General features: G+C 71.7%; 12 protein-coding genes. 5 read left to right on the top strand and 7 right to left on the bottom strand.

Annotation, left to right across the window (positions count from 1 at the left end; translation table 11 throughout):
* Window positions 1-181: 181 nt before the first annotated feature.
* Complete coding sequence (locus H295_RS0107665) at window positions 182-1,426, top strand: YncE family protein (RefSeq protein ID WP_020134760.1); 1,245 nt, start codon at window positions 182-184, stop codon at window positions 1,424-1,426.
* A gap of 489 nt (window positions 1,427-1,915) precedes the next feature.
* On the opposite strand, the gene H295_RS0107670 is transcribed toward H295_RS0107665, so the two are convergent.
* Together H295_RS0107670 and H295_RS0107675 are read right to left on the bottom strand one after the other, a co-directional pair.
* Window positions 1,916-3,775 (bottom strand): cellulase family glycosylhydrolase, encoded by a 1,860-nt coding sequence (locus H295_RS0107670; protein ID WP_028809163.1) that lies wholly within the window; start codon window positions 3,773-3,775, stop codon window positions 1,916-1,918.
* A gap of 53 nt (window positions 3,776-3,828) precedes the next feature.
* On the bottom strand, window positions 3,829-5,745 hold the full coding sequence (locus tag H295_RS0107675) for an elongation factor G (RefSeq protein ID WP_020134762.1): 1,917 nt from the start codon (window positions 5,743-5,745) through the stop codon (window positions 3,829-3,831).
* Between the two features lie 233 nt (window positions 5,746-5,978).
* Between H295_RS0107675 and H295_RS0107680 the strand changes: the two genes are divergently transcribed.
* Window positions 5,979-7,091: an XdhC family protein gene (locus H295_RS0107680; RefSeq protein ID WP_020134763.1), complete on the top strand. Its 1,113-nt coding sequence runs from the start codon at window positions 5,979-5,981 to the stop codon at window positions 7,089-7,091.
* Between the two features lie 15 nt (window positions 7,092-7,106).
* Here the strand turns inward: H295_RS0107680 and H295_RS0107685 are convergent, their stop codons facing one another.
* Window positions 7,107-7,619: a metallophosphoesterase family protein gene (locus H295_RS0107685; RefSeq protein WP_020134764.1), complete on the bottom strand. Its 513-nt coding sequence runs from the start codon at window positions 7,617-7,619 to the stop codon at window positions 7,107-7,109.
* 229 nt (window positions 7,620-7,848) lie between these two features.
* Between H295_RS0107685 and H295_RS0107690 the strand changes: the two genes are divergently transcribed.
* Entirely contained in the window at window positions 7,849-9,801 is a 1,953-nt protein-coding gene (locus H295_RS0107690) for a glycosyltransferase family A protein (protein ID WP_020134765.1), read from the top strand.
* Window positions 9,802-9,877: 76 nt separating this feature from the next.
* On the opposite strand, the gene H295_RS0107695 is transcribed toward H295_RS0107690, so the two are convergent.
* From H295_RS0107695 to H295_RS0107710, 4 genes are all read right to left on the bottom strand, one after another.
* A complete protein-coding gene (locus H295_RS0107695) occupies window positions 9,878-10,681 on the bottom strand; it encodes a class I SAM-dependent methyltransferase (protein WP_020134766.1) in 804 nt (267 codons plus the stop codon).
* A gap of 496 nt (window positions 10,682-11,177) precedes the next feature.
* On the bottom strand, window positions 11,178-11,354 hold the full coding sequence (locus H295_RS47485; protein WP_020134767.1) for a hypothetical protein: 177 nt from the start codon (window positions 11,352-11,354) through the stop codon (window positions 11,178-11,180).
* 157 nt (window positions 11,355-11,511) lie between these two features.
* The gene (locus tag H295_RS0107705) at window positions 11,512-11,931 is read right to left on the bottom strand and encodes a CBS domain-containing protein (RefSeq protein ID WP_020134768.1); all 420 of its coding nucleotides are present in this window, start codon (window positions 11,929-11,931) and stop codon (window positions 11,512-11,514) included.
* Window positions 11,932-11,977: 46 nt separating this feature from the next.
* The gene (locus tag H295_RS0107710) at window positions 11,978-14,425 is read right to left on the bottom strand and encodes a SpoIIE family protein phosphatase (RefSeq protein WP_020134769.1); all 2,448 of its coding nucleotides are present in this window, start codon (window positions 14,423-14,425) and stop codon (window positions 11,978-11,980) included.
* A gap of 194 nt (window positions 14,426-14,619) precedes the next feature.
* Between H295_RS0107710 and lanKC the strand changes: the two genes are divergently transcribed.
* Together lanKC and H295_RS0107720 are read left to right on the top strand one after the other, a co-directional pair.
* Window positions 14,620-17,292: a class III lanthionine synthetase LanKC gene (gene lanKC, locus H295_RS0107715; RefSeq protein ID WP_020134770.1), complete on the top strand. Its 2,673-nt coding sequence runs from the start codon at window positions 14,620-14,622 to the stop codon at window positions 17,290-17,292.
* 59 nt (window positions 17,293-17,351) lie between these two features.
* Window positions 17,352-17,468 carry a SapB/AmfS family lanthipeptide gene (locus H295_RS0107720; protein WP_020134771.1) on the top strand — a complete coding sequence of 39 codons (117 nt, stop codon included), beginning with the start codon at window positions 17,352-17,354 and terminating at the stop codon, window positions 17,466-17,468.
* The last annotated feature ends 35 nt before the right edge of the window (window positions 17,469-17,503 follow it).

The raw sequence follows: 17,503 nt of genomic DNA on the forward strand, positions 1-17,503 counted from the left end.
AGGAGTGCAATTTTGTCGTGCACGCAGTCTTGTGGAGAAGGGCGCCCCTTCCTTACTTTGCAGTAAGTTCACTCTGAATGCGCACATCTTCAGATTTACCTCTGGCATGCCCACGCCATGAGTTTGTTCGAGCCGCCCGAATGCGCCGCCCCGTCTGAGCCGCCCCGTAGGGAGACCCGCCTTGCCCGCTATCCGCCCCAGGCACCTCTGTGCCCTGGCCGCAGCCGTCGTCCTGACCGTCACCGCCCCCGTGTCCGCCGCCTCCGCGGCGGACGGCCCCGCCCTGCGCGAGGTGCTGTTCGTGGGCAACAACTGGGACGGCACCGCCGACGTCATCAAGTCCTCCGGCGACCTGGCGAAGATCGGCCGGATCAACGTCATCCCCGACAAGGACGCCCGGATGGCGGAGATCAACGCCGACCCCATCAAGTGGATCTACTTCATGGCGATCCGCAACAGCGTCGGCGAGGGCCACGACCAGTTCGTGGACGACATGTACTCCACCCCGGACGGCAAGTCGGTGGTCGTCTCGCGGCCCAGCTTCGCGGACGTCGTGTCCATCGACCTGGCGACCGGGAAGATCAACTGGCGCTTCAAGGTCTCGGGGTACCGGGCGGACCACATGGCGGTCTCCCCCGACGGCACCCGGGTCGCGGTGTCCGCCTCGACCGCGAACACCGTGCACGTGCTGAACATCGACACCGGCCAGCAGCTGGGCTCCTTCGCCACCGGCGACAAGCCGCACGAGAACATCTTCACCAAGGACGGCAAGTACATCTGGAACATGGCGATCGGTGACGTCAACACCGACTCCGACGCGCCCTGGCTGGACTGGACGAAGGGCGACCGGCACATCACGGTGGTGGACGCGACCACGTACAAGCAGGTCAAGACCATCGACATGCGGGACAAGCTGAACGCGATCGGCCTCACGGACTACTCGGACGCGGTCCGGCCCGCCGTGTTCTCGCCCGACGAGTCCAAGCTGTATTTCCAGGTGTCGTTCTTCAACGGCTTCTTCGAGTACGACGTGGCCACGGACAGGATCACCCGTACCAAGACCCTGCCGAAGAACCCGGCGACCAGCGACGACCGCACCACCATGGTCAACGACTCGCGCCACCACGGGATCTCGATGAGCCCGGACGGCAGCAAGCTGTGCGTCGCGGGCACGATGGACGACTACGCGACCGTCGTGAACCGCTCCACGCTCCAGGAGGGCCCGCTGGTGCCCGCCTCGAAGCCGTACTGGGCGACCGTCAGCGGTGACGGCAAGAGCTGTGTGATCTCCGAGAGCGGCGCCGACCAGGTCACCGCGATCGACTTCGCGACCGGGCAGAAGACCGCGTCGGTGGCGGTGGGCGACCACCCGCAGCGGGTGCGGCTGGGCCACGTGGCCGCGAACTGGACGAGCCCGGCGTCCTGATGCCCGCCACTCCCCCGGACGTCTCCTGACCGCTCCGCTCCCGTACGCGGGGGCGGAGCGGTCAGTCGTCGTCGAGCCGTCGAAGAATGCACGCGAAGTCGCCGGTGTCATCGCCACGAGCATGGGCAGCATGAGCAGTCCGGCCGCGGTGACGCGGGAACCGGCCGGCCGGTGGACAGCCGTGGCCGGCGGAAAGCCGGTTGCCGGGTGAACCCGAGGTCCGGTGGACCCACCCAGGGGCGCGGGGAACTGCGCGACCGGCCCCCACGACCCGCACCCGCAAGCGGCGACACGGTTCGAGCAGGCCGACGAGCACGCGGGCCATGTTGCAGACACAGGGCTCACGGACGATCAGACCGTCGGAACACCAGAAGTCTCCGTCCGCACGCGACACCGGAGCTCGCCCCAACTACCCTCAATCACGACGGAGTTGATCATCCGGCGAGTGTGCCGAGCCGCCTCGGCACACTCAACCGAAATCCCGCAGGGTCAGCCGATCTTCGATGTCACCCAGGACGCCAGCTCGGACCTGGCCGCGTTGAGCTGGGACGTGGAGGGCGAGGTCGCCCCGTTGGTCACCAGCGCGTAGTGCAGGACGCCGGAGTCCGCGTCGGTGAGCAGGAGGCGGCGGCTGCCCGTGCCGCCCGGTTCGAGGGCCGCGCCGATCGGCGTGGACGAGGTGTACGCCGGAGGGCCGTAGATCGTGCCGAGGTCGGAGACGACCGTGGTCGCGGCGGTGGGGAAGGAGGCGGGGAGATGGAGTTCGGTGGGTGCCGAACCGCCGCCCGACCGCCACACCAGCAGCGAGTACTGCCCGGAGCCGACCAGCGAGGCCACGTTCGGCAGGCTGCTCGGCACCGGGTTCCAGGTCAGGGTGGTGGAGCCGTCGCGTGAGCGGTCCTCGTAGGTGAAGGCGACCGTGGAGCCGGAGGTGGCGCTCGGGTAGATCCGGTCCAGGAGCCGGGCGTCCTGGCGGAGCACGGCCGTACCGGAGTCGTCGAGCCGGACGGCCGACAGGTCCTCGTCGTTCCAGGCGTCACCCGAGGTCATGACCTTGCTGGGGTTGTCGTTCATCAGCTCGTGGTGGCGGCCGTTGTAGATGTCCCACTGCCATTGGGAACCGGACAGCACAGGGCCCGAAGTCGCGGGCGAGGACCACCAGTTGGCGCCCTTCACCCGGGAGTCCATGGCCTGGTACATGGCCTTGAGGACGGTCGGCGCCTTGCCCGCGGTGGAGCCGTTCAGCGGATGCCCGAACTCGCTGACCACGGACGTCGTCCCGAGGGCCGAGGCGCGGTCCCGGACGGTGCCGAAGTCGCTCACGTACTGGCCGTCCGAGGCGTTGCCCCACATCAGGATCCCGGAGATGGCCTTCTGGTCGTAGAAGTGGGTGTTGAAGACATAGCGGGAGCCGATCGTGCCCGCGTCGAGCAGACCGCCCTCCTCCTTGCTGACGTTGCCGTTCCAGAACAGGTTCGGCTCGACCATCGCGGGCTTGTCCGTCCAGCCGGCCGCGTCCATCCGGGCCCGGAACTTCACGTAGAAGGGCCACAGCAGGTCCCGTTCCCACGTGCGGCTGTTCTGCCCGGAGTCGTAGCTGCCGGCGTAGGGCTCGTTGTACGGGTCGAAGCCGACCACCCCCGCGAACTCCTCGGTGGAGAGGTTGGCCTTGAGGTACGTCATGACCTTCTGGGCGGTGGCCAGGAAGGAGTCCTGGAGGCCGTACCTGTTGTGCCAGAAGTCGTACTGGCCGGCCTTCACGGCGCCGTTCTGGGTGATGTTCTGGCCCCACATGATGCAGATCCCGCAGGACTCGGCGGAGTAGTTGCCGAGCGCCACCGCCCACGCGGGGGCGCCGTCGCCGGTGTACCAGCTGCCGGAGTTGAACAGCCAGCGCGAGTACAGGTCCTGGTGGAAGTCGGGGTAGACCCGGATGCCCGCGTCGAGGAACGCGCGCATCTGCTCGGTGGCGGCCGTCAGGTAGGCAGCGTCGACCTGGCCCTTCACCGGTTCCGCGTAGGCCCAGGACAGCAGGAAGCGCACGGAGTTGCCGCCGCCGAGGGCTCTGAGGGCGGTCGCCGACTTCTTGGCGTCGGCCACCGAGGCGAAGGGCAGGCCCTTGTTCTCGGCGAGCTTGGTCTCACCGGAGACGTTGTAGCCGCGCAGGACGACCTCGCGGCCGTTGCCGTCGACGAAGCGGCCGTTCGCCACGGTGAGGGCGGTGCCGTCGAAGGACAGGGAGTCGGCGATGGGGGCGGCGGAGGCGGACGGGGTGCCCGCGACCGTCAGGAATCCGCAGAGGACAACCAGAACAACGAGCAGACGCGCACGCATATTCGGCATGTCCATAACAGTCCGACTCATCCGGCACACCGTCAACACTTATGACTGATGAGTAAGTTTCAGCTTTTTCGGGTAGGGGTCGCCCGATACGGGACCGGCCCGTGCGTGACCGCCGCGTAGTGCCCGAAGGCGCTCTCCAACTCGCCCTCGCCGCGGGTGAGTCCGGGCAGCCGCTGCTCCAGCTCGTGCAGCCGGGCCGCGGGGACCACGCCCTCCACCCGGCAGGTCTCCCCGCGGACCACGGTGTCCTCCGGTACGGCCCGCAGCGCGCCCAGCACCGGCAGCAGGGCGCCCAGGGTGTCGGCCGGCGCCTCCAGGCGGAACCGGTGCAGGGGCTCGTGGACCCGGGTGCCCGCCCGGCGCAGCGCCTCGACGAGCACCAGCGGGGTGACGCCCCGGAAGTCGGCGCCGGTGCTGGACATGCTCTTGTCGAAGCCCTGGTGCGCATGGCTCTGCCGGGGTGAGTAGCCGGAGTGGGTCATGGTGACCGTGCAGTCCGGGACGGGCCAGCCGCACAGGCCCTCCCCCAGGGTCTCGCGCACGGTGTCCTCGACGGCCCGGAAGAAGGCGTACGGCATGGCGCCCAGCTCCACCTCCAGCCGGAACGCCACTCCGGAGCCGACCGGGGCGGGTTCGACGCGCAGGCCGACGGTGGCGAGGAAGGGGTTGCCGCCCCGCTTGTTGAACCGCACCGCCGAGCCGGTGCCGGCCAGCCGCTCCACACACAGCGGGGTGGTCTCGCGGAAGGTGACGTCGAGCCCGAACTCCTCGGCGAGGGTGGCCTGGAGGACCTCCTTCTGCACCTCGCCGTAGAGCGAGACGGAGGTCTCCTGGCGGCTCTCGTCGTGCCGCAGGCCGATCAGCGGGTCCTGCTCGGCGAGCTGGGTGAGGGCGAGATGAAGGGACCTGGTGTCGGCGCCCGGGCCCGGCACGACGACCGTTTCGAGGGTGGGCGGGGCGAAGAAGTGGCCGTGCGCCTTGCGGGGTTCGCCGAGAGTGTCGCCGATCCGGATGCCGTTCAGGCCCCACAGCTTGGCGATCCGGCCCGCGGGGACCGTGTCCCGGCGGGTCTCGGAACCGCCGTCGAAGACACTGATCGCGGTGACGAGGCCCTCCGCGCGGGCCTCGCCGAACGGGACGCGGTCGCGCGTGCCGAGCGTCCCCGAGAACATCCGCGTGTAGGCGATCTTCTCCCCCGCCGGCCCCCGCTCGACCTTGAACACCGTGCCGGAGACGGGCCCTTCGGGATCCGCGTCGGCGGCGGGCAGCAACTCCCGGATGCCGGCGACCAGTTCGGGCACGCCCGCGCCGGTGGCCGCGGATCCGAAGTACACCGGGTGCACCAGGGACCGCCGGGTCTGCTCGACCAGGGCCCGGTGCAGCAGCGCCTCGTCGACCCGTTCCTCGACGTAGGCGGACAGCAGGTCGTCGTCGTGGTCCGCGAGGACGTCACAGGGGCCGGCCCCCGGGCTGAAGCGGGCCTGGCGCGTGCCGAGTCCGGCGACGGTTCCCATCGGCATGATCGCCGGGGTGAGCCGCTCGGCGAGGGAGCGCAGGAGGCCGTCGTATCGGGCGCCCCGTCGGTCGATCTTGTTGACGAAGACGAGGGTCGGGATGCGCAGCCGCTGGAGGGTCCGCATCAGGACCCGGGTCTGCGCCTGGACGCCCTCGACGGCAGAGACGACCAGGACCGCCCCGTCGAGCACGCCGAGGACGCGCTCGACCTCGGCGATGAAGTCCGGGTGACCGGGGGTGTCGATGAGGTTGACGGTGACGTCGCCGACGGTGAAGGAGACGACGGCGGACTTGATGGTGATGCCGCGCCGGCGCTCCAGCGCGAGGGTGTCGGTGTGCGTACTGCCGGCGTCGACGCTGCCGATCTCGTCGATGACTCCGACGGAGTGCAGCAGCCGCTCGGTCAGGCTGGTCTTACCGGCGTCGACGTGGGCGAGGATCCCGAGGTTGAGCAGGTGCACGAGGCGTCATGTCCTTGGAGAGCGGTGTCGTTCCTTCCTGGGGGGACATGGACGCAGTGCGCATTGCGGCTCCTGGATCGTGCGACGACGAGTACGACGAGTACAGGGAGAGTCCAGCAGCTGCACGCCGACGACGGCAACGGATTAACGCCGGACGCGTCGCCGAGCGGGGGTACCCGGGGTCGGGGAGCCACCGTGGCACTGTGGGGCGGTGGTGGTGAAAGGAGCCGACGATGCGTGACATCCTCCCGGTGCTGGCCGGCTGGTACCGGGCGGGCGTGCCGTTCGGGCTGGCCAACGTCGTCTCGACCAGTCGCAGCGCGCCGCGTGACCCCGGCGCGGCCATGGCCGTGGGCCCGGACGACGAGGTCGTCGGCAGTGTGTCCGGCGGCTGCGTCGAGGGGGCCGTCTTCGAACTGGCCCAGGAGGTCGTGGCGAGCGGCGAGGCCCGCCTGGCGACCTTCGGCTACAGCGACGAGGACGCGTTCGCGGTGGGGCTGACCTGCGGCGGGGAGATCACCCTGCTGGTACGGCCCGTGACGGCCGCCCTCGATCCCGTGTTCGGCGAGGTCGCGGAGGCCGTCGCGAAGAACCGCCCGGTGACCCTGGCGACCGTGACCGAGGGCCCCGCACCGCTCGGCGCCACGCTCGCGGTGTGGCCGGACCGGTTCGCGGGGACGCTGGGCGCGACCGGCCTGGACGTGGCGGTCACCGCCGACGCGCGCGGCGAACTGGCCCAGGGTGCGACGGGGACGAGGCGGTACGGCCCGCACGGCGAACGGCGTGAGGACGCGGTCGGCGTCTTCCTGCACTCCTTCGCCCCGCCGCCGCGCATGCTGGTCTTCGGCGCGATCGACTACGCGGCCTCCGTCGCCCGGATCGGCGTTTTCCTCGGCTACCGGGTCACCGTGTGCGACGCCCGCCCGGTCTTCGCCACCCCGAAGCGCTTCCCGGAGGGCGTCGAGGTCGTCGTGGACTGGCCGCACCGCTGTCTCCGCGGCACCGACACCGACGAGCGCACGGTGATCTGCGTCCTGACCCACGACCCGAAGTTCGACGTACCGCTGCTGGAGGAGGCGCTGCGCCGGCCGGCGGCGTACATCGGGGCGATGGGCAGCCGCCGTACGCACGACGACAGGATGAAACGGCTCACCGAGTCGGGACTGACCGAGGCCGAGCTGTCCCGGCTGCGCTCACCGGTCGGCCTGGACCTCGGGGCCCGGACACCGGAGGAGGTCGCGGTGTCCGTGGCCGCCGAGATCGTCGCGCTGCGCTGGGGCGGCACCGGGGTCCCGCTGACGGCGACGGCGGGGGCGATCCACCCGCCCGGGAGGCGAGACGTGTGAGGCGGGCCCCCGGGCTCAGCGTGCGGCCGAGCGGGGCGGCAGGCGATGCAGGCGTACGTCCGTGAGGCGGGCGTCGGTCACGGTCGCGGTCATGTAGGTGCAGTGCGGCTGACGGCGCCGGTCGGTGGGCGAGCCGGGGTTGAGGAGTCGCAGTCCGCCCGGGGCGACGGTGTCCCAGGGGATGTGGCTGTGGCCGAAGACCAGGACGTCGGTGTCGGGAAAGCGCGCGGCGCAGCGGGCCTCGCGGCCCTGGGCGGCGCCGGTCTCGTGGACGACGGCGAAGCGCAGACCGCCGAGGTCGGCGTACGCCACCTCGGGCAGCCGCGCGCGCAGTCCGGGCCCGTCGTTGTTGCCGTACACGGCGACGAGCCGGGCGCTGCGGCTCTCCAGCAGGTCGAGGGTGGCCGTGTCGACCCAGTCCCCGGCGTGGAACACGACGTCGGCGCGCGGGAGTTCGTCGAGCAGCTGGTCGGGGAGCTGCTTGGCACGCTTGGGGAGGTGGGTGTCGGACATCAGCAGCAGGCGCACGGGGTCAGCGTAGGCGGGCGCCAGGTGAAGGGCGTTGCGGCGCGGGTCCCGACATCCAGGTCGATATCGCGGAACCGGGGACGCCCTTCTGTCATCTTCACTCACGCCAGACGTACTGCCGGTCAAGGCAGCCCGCTGCCCCGGCACTTGTCCAGGCGGCGTTAACATCGGCGCACAACGCGTCAATCCGTGACGCAAGCCACAAGCCACCCAAGGAGTCCGGACACCGATGCCGGTCAAGGTCAGCGTCGTCATCCCCGTCTACAACCCGGGGAACTACATCGAGGACTGCATCGCCTCGCTGCGCAGGCAGTCCCTGCCCCCGGACGAGTTCGAGGCGATCTTCGTCGACGACGGTTCGACCGACGACACCCCGGCCCGGCTGGACGCGGTGGCCGCCGAGGTCGAGAACATCAAGGTCATCCACCAGGAGGCCTCGGGCTGGTCCGGCAAGCCCCGCAACGTCGGCATCGCCGCCTCCGCGGGCGAGTTCGTGATGTTCGTCGACAACGACGACTACCTCGGCGACGAGGCCCTGGAGCGGATGTACGACTACGCGGTGGCCAACGGCGCCGACGTGGTCGTGGGCAAGATGGCCGGCAAGGGCCGGGGCGTGCCGGTGGAGCTGTTCCGCCGCAACCATCCCCGGGCCACCGTCGACAACGCCCCGCTGATCGACAGCCTGACCCCGCACAAGATGTTCAGGCGGGCCTTCCTCGACCGGATCGGTCTGCGCTTCCCCGAGGGCAGGCGCCGGCTGGAGGACCACGTCTTCGTCACCGAGGCGTACCTGCGCGCGGACAACGTCTCCGTGCTCAGCGACTACGTCTGCTACTACCACCTCAAGCGCGACGACGCCTCCAACGCGGGCTTCCAGCGCTTCGACCCGGTGGGCTACTTCGCGAACCTGCGCGAGGCGCTCGACGTCGTCGAGAAGTACACCGAGCCGGGGAAGACCCGCGACCGGCTGTTCCGCCGCTGGCTGCGCAACGAGATGGTCGAGCGGATGCGCGGCAAGCGGCTGCTCTCCGCTCCCGAGGACTACCGCCAGGAGCTTTTCAAAGAGATCCGCTCCGTCGTCGTCGAGCGTTTCGGGCCGGGTGTCGCGGCCGGTCTCCAGCCCACCCAGCAGGTCGTCGCGGCGCTGATCGCCGACGGCCGGCTCGACGACCTGGTGGCGTTCGCCGAGTGGGAGGTCTCCGTCACGCCCACGGCGGTGCCCGACGGCGTCGAGTGGGACGGCGGGGTGCTGCGGATCGGACTGTCCGCCGAACTCGCGTCGGGCGGCACGCCGATGACGTTCCCCGCCAAGGGCAGCAAGGAGCCGCTGGCCGGGCCGCCGGCCTCCGTGCGGGAGGCGGTGGACTGGGTCGGCGCCCACAGCGTCGCCGGCTTCGGCCGCGCCACCGTCGAAGTGCTGCTGACCGAACGCACCAGCTCCGCGCAGTTCTTCCAGCCGGTGGAGTTCGCCCGGGAGACCGTCCCGGCGGACGGCGACGACCGGGTGCGGCTCGTGCTGCGGGGCACCACGACCGTGGACCCGGCCACCGCCGCCGACGGCGCTCCGCTGGGGGCCGGGCTGTACGACGTGTTCGTGCGCGTCAAGCTCGGCGGCTGGACCAAGCAGAGCCGGCTGGGTCCGGTCGCGCTCAAGGGCCGTACCGCGGCGGACGCCGGAGTCGCCGGCGGCCGGGTGGTGCTGCCGTACTGGACCGCGAAGCAGGGCACGCTCGCCCTGGACGTCGACACCGCGGGCAAGCGCCTGGAGCTCGGCCGTCTGACACCGGGCGAGGTCACCGTCTCCGGCGACCGGGTCGCGGTGCCGGTGCCGTTCCACGTGCCCGGTGACACGCCGGTCCTGCTCAAGCTCACCGGGGGCGCCGGGACCGCGCCCAGGCAGGTGCCCGGCGCGCTGCGCCCCGAGGGCTCCGCCGCCCTGCTGGAGGCCGAGCTGCCGCTCGGCGACCTCGGGGGGACGCCCTGGCAGGTGGCGCTGAGCCCGGCGCCCGACGCCCCGGAGCCGCGTTTCCACCCGCTGCCGTTCGTCCTCCGGGTGAAGGACGGCCGGGTCCAGGTCACGGCCGTACGTCCGCCCCGGCCCGGTGTCGGACAGCGACTGGTCCGCAGGGCCAGGCCGCTCGCCCGGAAGGTGCTCGCCCGGCTCAGGGCCCGGCGCAAGTAGCGCTACGGGCACACCTCAGCAGTAAGGGGAGGACGCCGGACGCGTCCTCCCCTTGCTCATGCCCTGGGTGCGGCGGTCAACCCGCGTTGTTGAGCTGCGTGAGGCTCGTGCGCAGGTGCTCCCAGCTGCGGTCCCGCTTGCTGCCCCGGTTGCGGGCGTTGACCAGCGCCTTCCAGAAGGGCGCCTCGATCAGCGCCTCCGGCTTGATCGCCGAGGTCCGCTCCAGGACCGTCTCGGGCACCTTCTGCGGGTCCGGGACCACGTACTCCGCGATGATCTCGTCGTACTTGTCCTTGAGGACGGTGTTGGTCGGGTCGGCGCCGAACACCACGAGCTGGCCGGTGGGCTCGGTGTCGACCAGAACCGTCACCAGGTCGGGCCGATAGCGGTTCAGGACCTCGATCACCTTGTAGACGTCGCCCGTCCACGCGTTGGTGTGACGGTCGCGGGCCGCCTCGTCCACGTTGCGCGGCAGCATGTCGTCGAAGACGATCACGCTCGCCCAGTCCGCGTACTTCTCCACGTTGATGAAGTCGCGCAGCGCGAACTCGAACAGGTGCATGCCGTCGATGAACGCCAGGTCGAGCGTGACGTCCTTCCAGTACCCGAACGGGCTGCGGTTGCGGATGATGTTCCGCAGGGGGTGGCGGCCGCCCTTGAGGTGCTGGAGCGGGTTCTCGCGCGCGAAGAAGTCGTCGCTGGTGGCCTTCGCCAGGTGGACGTCGCAGCGGATCTCGGAGACCACCTTGAACGCCGGGTCGATCGCGATGCTCGGTACCCGGGAGAACGTCAGGCTGCGGCCGTCGTTGACGCCGATCTCCAGGTAGTTGCGGTTCGCGCTGGCTTGGTGGAGCCCCCGCAGGAACTCGTGACGTTTCACTGGGAAATCTCCTTGCGGATGTGTGGCAGTGCTTCGTGCAGGGCGGACCGCCGGTCCCGGTGCGCGTCCGGCGCGGCCCCCGTCCTCCGGCCGCACCCTAGGGCGCCGACGGCGGGGCGTGGTGCGGGCCCGGCTGCCCCGGCCAAGACCGGTTCCGTGGAACATACCTGCTGTGAGCTTCCCATGACAGGACTTCGCGGCGAGGAGCGCGATCCCGAGGGAAAGGGCTTGGTAAGGACGGGAAGCCGGAAGGTGAACCTCCGGGCGGAGAAACTCATGACGCGGTCCGCACCTTGCCGTCGGTCAGGTGCGGGAGAGCACGCGATGAGGTGGCCGACGGGAGCATGCACGGCCGTGACCGGGTGGCGGCTCCGTCGGACAGCACGAGAGCCTTCATCTGCGTCACCCTAGCCCGCATCCGGAGGGACCGGCCGCGTCAGGGGGTGACGTGATGGTGGAGCGTCGGTGACGGGGGCGAGGAGGGCTCGGGGAGCGCTCAGTCCTCGCCGCGGACGATGTTGTCCTCCGCGGTGTGCGCGGTGGTGGGTCCGCCCGGCTCGTCGACCGCGGGCAGGCACGTCCGCAGGTCTCCCTTGCCGTGCAGGCGGCGGGCCCTGGACCAGCCCGTCTCGGGCCGGCGTACGACGGATATCGGTGCGGTCTGCGGGGTCACGGCGGTTCACCGTCCTTCCATGCTGCTGCTCCGGGTCCCCGGTGCCGGCGATACCAAACGGGTCCGGTCCGGCCGTCAGGGCACCGGTGCCGCACACCCGTTCACCGGTGAGCGGCCACCCGGCCGCTTGACGGCCAGTCGAACTCCCTTTCCCGGATCAGGTGTTGGGGCGGGCCACACTGATGTCGCCCAGGGCCGACTCCGGGTCGCGTTCCATGGCCGCGTCGCCGAGGGCGACGATGCCGACGGGGTGGCCGCCCTCGACGACCGGGATCCGGCGTACGGCGTGTTCGCGCATGAGCGCGATGGCGTGGTCCAGGTCGTCCTCGGGAGCCACGGTCACCAGGTCCGCGCTGCACGCGCCGGCCACGGTGACCTGTTCCGGGTCGCCGCCGTCGGCGAGGGACCGCACGACGAGGTCGCGGTCGGTGACCAGGCCGCGCAGTTCGCCGCCGTCGGTGACGAGGACGGCTCCGAGGTCCTGGTCGCGCATGATCCGGGCGACGGCGGTCACGGAGGTCTGGGGTTCCACGGTGACCGGAGCGCTGGTCATGATGTCGCTGACGTGCTGGGTCATGACGTACCCCTCTGTTCGCGGGTTGGTGCGCCCCGGGTACCCCTGCTCAGAGGTCCACCGCGATCTCGCTCCACACCTGCTTGCCGCCGCTGACCGGGAGCGTGCCCCAGGTCGCGGAGACGGTCTCGACGAGGAGGAGACCGCGGCCCCCGGTGGCCTCCCAGCCGATGCTGGTGGGCTTGGCGGGGGTGCGGGGCGAGGAGTCGGTGACGGAGATCCGCAGCCGGGGGCCGACCAGGGTCAGGTCGAGGCGGACCCGGCCGTCGGTGTGCACGAGGGCGTTGGTGACGAGTTCGGAGACGACCAGCAGGGCGGTGTCCAGGGGCTCGCCGCGCACGCCCCAGCCGCGCAGGACGCGCCGGGTGAAGCGGCGGGCGTGACCGGCGGCCTGGGGGACGCGCCACACCGTCCAGCCGTCCCGCAGCGGATGGGTGGCCATGCCGTCGTAGCGCAGCAGGAGCAGGGCGACGTCGTCGCTGCGGCGGGCTCCGCCGAGCAGGGCGTCGGCGACGAGACCGAGGTGGGCGGGGTCGGCGAGGGACAGTTCGCGGGCGAAGCGAGCCATGCCCTCGTCGATGTCGGCCTCGGTGGACTCCACGAGTCCGTCGGTGGTCAGGGCGACCAGGGTGCCGGGCCGCAGCCGCAGCGGGGTCATCGGGAAGTCGGCCTGGGCGGTCACGCCGAGCGGCGGGCCGCCGTCGGACTCCGCGATGTCGGTGCTCGCGTCGGGGTGGCGCAGGACCGGCGGGAGGTGGCCGGCGCGGACGCACCAGGCGGTGCCCTCCTCCATGTCGAGGTCGACGTAGGTGCAGGTGGCGAAGAGGTCGGTCTCCAGGTCCATGAGGAGCCGGTTGGCGCGGGCGACGACGACGTCGGGCGGGTGGCCCTCGACGGCGTAGGCGCGCAGGGCGGTGCGCATCTGGCCCATGAGGGTGGCGGCGGCCGCGCTGTGCCCCTGGACGTCGCCGATGACCAGGGCGACGTGGTTGTCGGGCAGCGGGATGACGTCGTACCAGTCGCCGCCCAGCTCCAGCCCGGCGGTGCTGGGCAGATAGCGGGCGACGGCGGTCGCGCCGGGCAGTTCCGGCAGCCTGCGGGGCAGCAGCTGGCGCTGGAGCATGCCGACGAGCTCGTGCTCGGCGTCCAGGGCGTGGGCGCGCATCAGGGCCTGTCCGGCGAGACCCGCGGAGGCGGTCAGCAGGGCGCGTTCGTCGGGGCCGAAGTGGTGGGGGGTGTCCCAGCCGATGAGGCAGGCGCCCGCCATGCGGCCCGCGGCGGGCAGCGGGAGCACGGCGAGGCCGCCGGGCCCGACGTCGGCCAGGGCGGGTTCGAGGACGGTGCCGGCGGGCCAGATCTGGGCGCGTCCCTCGCGCAGGGCGCCGGCCAGGGTGGGCATGGCCCGTACGGGCGCCTCGGGCCACTCGCCGCGCCACTCCAGGCGCCACAGCTCGGGCCAGGACTCCGCCTCGGGCGGGTCGAGGACGGTGACGACGAGCCGGTCGTTCTCCAGCTCGGCGAGGGCGATGCGGTCGGCCCTGAGCGGGGCCCGCAGGGCGGAGACGACGGCCTGGCTGACGTCGCGGACGGTGCCGGCGGTGGAGAGGGCGGCGGCCAGCCGCTGGACCCGGGCCACGTCGGTGACGTCGGAGCGCAGGGTGGAGGCGTCAGCGACGGTGCCCACGAGCAGGGCGGGCCGGCCCTCGCCGCCGGGCAGCATGCGGCCGCGCAGCCGGAGCCACCTGGGCGGTCCGGAGGGCTGGAGGACGCGGAACTCCAGCTCGCGGTCGCCGAGGGACATGTGACCGGCCTCGAACAGGGACATCAGGGACGGCAGGTCCTCGGGGACGGTGCGTCCGAGGAGGGTCTCGACCTTGCCGTCGAAGTCGGCCCGGTTCATGCCGAAGAGGTCCAGGATCTGGTCGCCGACCTCGATGTGGCCGGTGTCCATGGCGAGGCTGAACGCGTCGGCGGGCGGTTCGCCGTCCTCGGGGGCCGCGGCGGGGGGTGGGCAGACCATCGCGTCGGCGATGAGTTCGAGGCACTTGCGGTCCTCGTCGTCGAAGCCGCGCGGGGCCTCGCTGACGGCGAGCAGACAGGCCCGGCCGTCGCTGCCGTGCGCGGGCAGCACGGCCAGGTGGACCTCCCGTGGCGGAACTCCGCCGGACTCGGCGCCGGCCGCGAGTTCCTCGGAGCCGAGGAAGAGGGGCCGCCCCGAGCGGTGCGCCTCGGCGAGCGGTGAGCCGCCGGAGCCGTCGTAACTGTCGCGCAGCCCGTAGACCGTCCGGGGGACGCCCGCGGCCTCCACGAGGACCAACAGGTCCTGATCGTCGCCGGGCGTGTACGCGGCGGCGAAGGACGCCCCGGCGAAGACCAGCGCCTGTTCGAGGACACGGTGCAGGCGTTCCGGTGCTCCGGGACTGTGCGTGAGGGAGGCCAGGGCGTTCTCGGCACGCAGCGTTCTCGCTCCGCGTCCCGCAGCGCCCTCACTCACCACTTCGCCATTACAGCGCTAATACGGCACCTGCGCAGCCCCTGTGGGCGTTCCGAGGGGTATCCGCGGGGGCCGCGCCCGTACCCCTCCTGACACTTCCAAACCCATGCGTTCCGCACGGCGATCTCGTGACAGCCGTGACTGTCCGTGGCCGTGCCGCGCTGGAAGGCTCTGTGGCGGGCCAAGGAGGGGGACACATGGACAAGCGCTACGAGGTGTACGCGCTCGCCGACAGACACTTCTACGAGACGCCCGACCGGATCTCGGCGGGCGTGGCGGGCGAGGCGGGCAGGGCGCCCGGCTACGAGACGGCGCGCCGGGCGGTCCCGGACGGCTGGGACGCGGCACGGATCGGTGACTGGCTGACGCTGACGCCGCTCGGTCCGGACGGAAGGCCGGCGCCCGGCCCCTCGCAGGGCTGGAAGATCCACGCCTCGGCCACCCGGGAGAACGCCGACCGGATCGCCGCGATCGTGTGGGACTACTGCGTGCCCCGGCGCATCTCGTTCAAGTTCGTCCCGGCCCCCCACCTGCTGCACCTGCGCAACACCAAGTACGCGGCCCGCGACACCAGCGGCAAGTTCGTGACGATCTACCCGGCCGACGAGGAGCAGCTGCACGAGGTGCTCCGCGAGCTCGGCAAGCTCCTGGAGGGCTTCGAGGGGCCGTACATCCTCACCGACCTGCGCTGGTACGAGGGCCCGCTGTACGTCCGCTACGGCGCGTTCGCGCGCACCTTCGTCGTCGACGAGCGGGGCTCGCTGGTGCCGGCGGTACGGAACGGCGAGGGCACTCTGGTGCCGGACCGGCGGGAACCGTCCTTCCAGGTGCCGGACTGGGTGACGCTCCCGGACTTCCTGGAGCCGCATCTGGAGGCCCGCAACACCACGACGGTCGGCGAGCTGCCGTACCGGATCGAGAAGGCGCTGCACTTCTCCAACGGCGGCGGGGTCTACACCGGCACCGACACCCGGAACGGTCGCAAGGTCGTCCTCAAGGAGGGCCGGCCGCACGCCGGGCTCGCCGCGGACGGAGCGGACGCGATCGCCCGGCTGGAGCGGGAGAAGGACGCCCTGGAGCGGGTGGCGGGCACCGGCGTGGTGCCCGAGGTGCGGGACTGGTTCACCCTCGGCGACCACCGGTTCCTCGTCATGGACTTCCTGGAGGGGCGCCCCCTCAACTCGTTCTTCGCCGAGCGGCATCCGCTGCTCGGTCCGGACCCCGACCCGAAGGCCGTGGCCGACTACACGGCGTGGGCGGTGCGCATCCACGGGGCGGTGCAGCGGGCCGTGGAGGCGGTGCACGCCCGCGGGATCGTCTTCAACGACCTGCACGTCTTCAACATCATGGTCGGCCCCGACGAGGAGTCGGTGTCCCTGCTCGACTTCGAGGCGGCGGCGCCGGTCGAGGAGAACGGCCGCCAGGTCGTCGCCCACCCCGGCTTCTTCGCCCCGCCGGACCGCAAGGGCGTGGACGTCGACCGCTACGCGCTGGCCTGTCTCAGGATCGCCCTGTTCCTGCCGGTCACCACGCTGTTCGTGGTGGACCGGGGCAAGGCGGCCCACCTGGCCGAGGTGATTCTGCGTCAGTTCCCGGACGTGCCCAAGGAGTTCCTGGACGAGGCGGTCGCGGAGATCACCCGGGACATCGCTCCCCCGGACCCCGCGAGGGCCGGAACCTCCCTGGCCGCGACGGCCTTCGTCGAGCCGGGCGACTGGCCCCACAGCCGCGACTCCATGGTCAAGGCGATCCTCGCCTCGGCGAGCCCCGAGCGCACGGACCGGCTCTTCCCCGGCGACATCACCCAGTTCAACGACGGCGGCGGCCTCGGACTCGCGCACGGCGCGGCCGGCGTGCTGTACACACTGGAGGCGATCGGCGCCGAGCGGTACGAGGAGGGCGAGCGCTGGCTCCTGGAGCGCACCGCGCCCCCGCCCACGGGCACCCCGCTCGGGCTCTACGACGGCCTCGCGGGCGTGGCCCACGTCCTGGACCGGCTCGGCCACCGGCAGCGTGCCCTCGATCTGGTCGGGCGGATCCTCGCGGAACGCTGGCAGAACCTCTCCGCCGACCTGCACGGCGGCCTCGCGGGCCTCGGTCTGGTCCTCGGCGAACTGGCCGACACCACAGGCGAGTCGGAGCTGCGGGACCGCGCGACCGAGGCGGCCGACGTCCTCGTACGGCGGCTCACGCAGCCCCTGCCGGACTCGCCCAGGAAGCGCCGGGCGGGGCTGCTGCGGGGCTGGACCGGGCCCGCGCTGTTCCTGCTGCGGCAGTACGAACGCACCGGTGAGCCGCTGCTGTTGAGGGCGGCCGAGGTGGCGCTGCGCAGGGACCTGGAGTGCTGTGTGACGCATCCGGGCGGCTCGCTCGAGGTCGACGAGGGCTGGCGGACGCTGCCCTACCTCGGGGAGGGGAGCGCGGGCATCGGGATGGTGCTGGACGACTTCCTCGCCCACGGCGCCGACACCGAGGGGGAGTTCGAGCGGGCGCGGGCCGGGATACTGACCGCCGCCACCAGCCGCTTCTACGTGCAGCCCGGTCTCTTCCAGGGCCGCGCCGGGATGATCCTGCACCTCGCGCGCACGGACACGCCGGGCGCGGGCCGGGAGCGGCTCGCCGAACAGATCGACGGTCTCGGCTGGCTCGCCATGGACTACCAGGGCCAACTGGCCTTCCCAGGCCACCAGATGATGCGTCTGTCGATGGACCTGGGCACCGGAACGGCAGGGTGCCTGCTCGCGCTCGGCGCGGCCCAGGAGGTCCAGGAGGCGCACGGGGACCCCGCGGCCCCCGGCGCTCCCGCCACCGCGCACCTGCCGTTCCTGCCGCCGCTCCGGCGGCCCCCGATACGCGGTTCCGCGACCTGACGGAGCCGTGACCCAACCCCGTCCCCACGGGTGGACGACACCGAGGAAAGGAAAACGAGATGGCACTTCTCGACCTGCAGACGATGGAGTCCGACGAGCACACCGGCGGCGGCGCCAACAGCACGCTGAGCCTGCTGTCCTGCGTCAGCGCCGCGAGCGTCACGCTCTGTCTCTGACGGACACCGTGCGCCCATGACTCCGGGCGGTCACT

The organism is Streptomyces sp. 351MFTsu5.1, from assembly GCF_000383655.1.
In the GTDB taxonomy this organism is placed as follows: domain Bacteria; phylum Actinomycetota; class Actinomycetes; order Streptomycetales; family Streptomycetaceae; genus Streptomyces; species Streptomyces griseorubiginosus.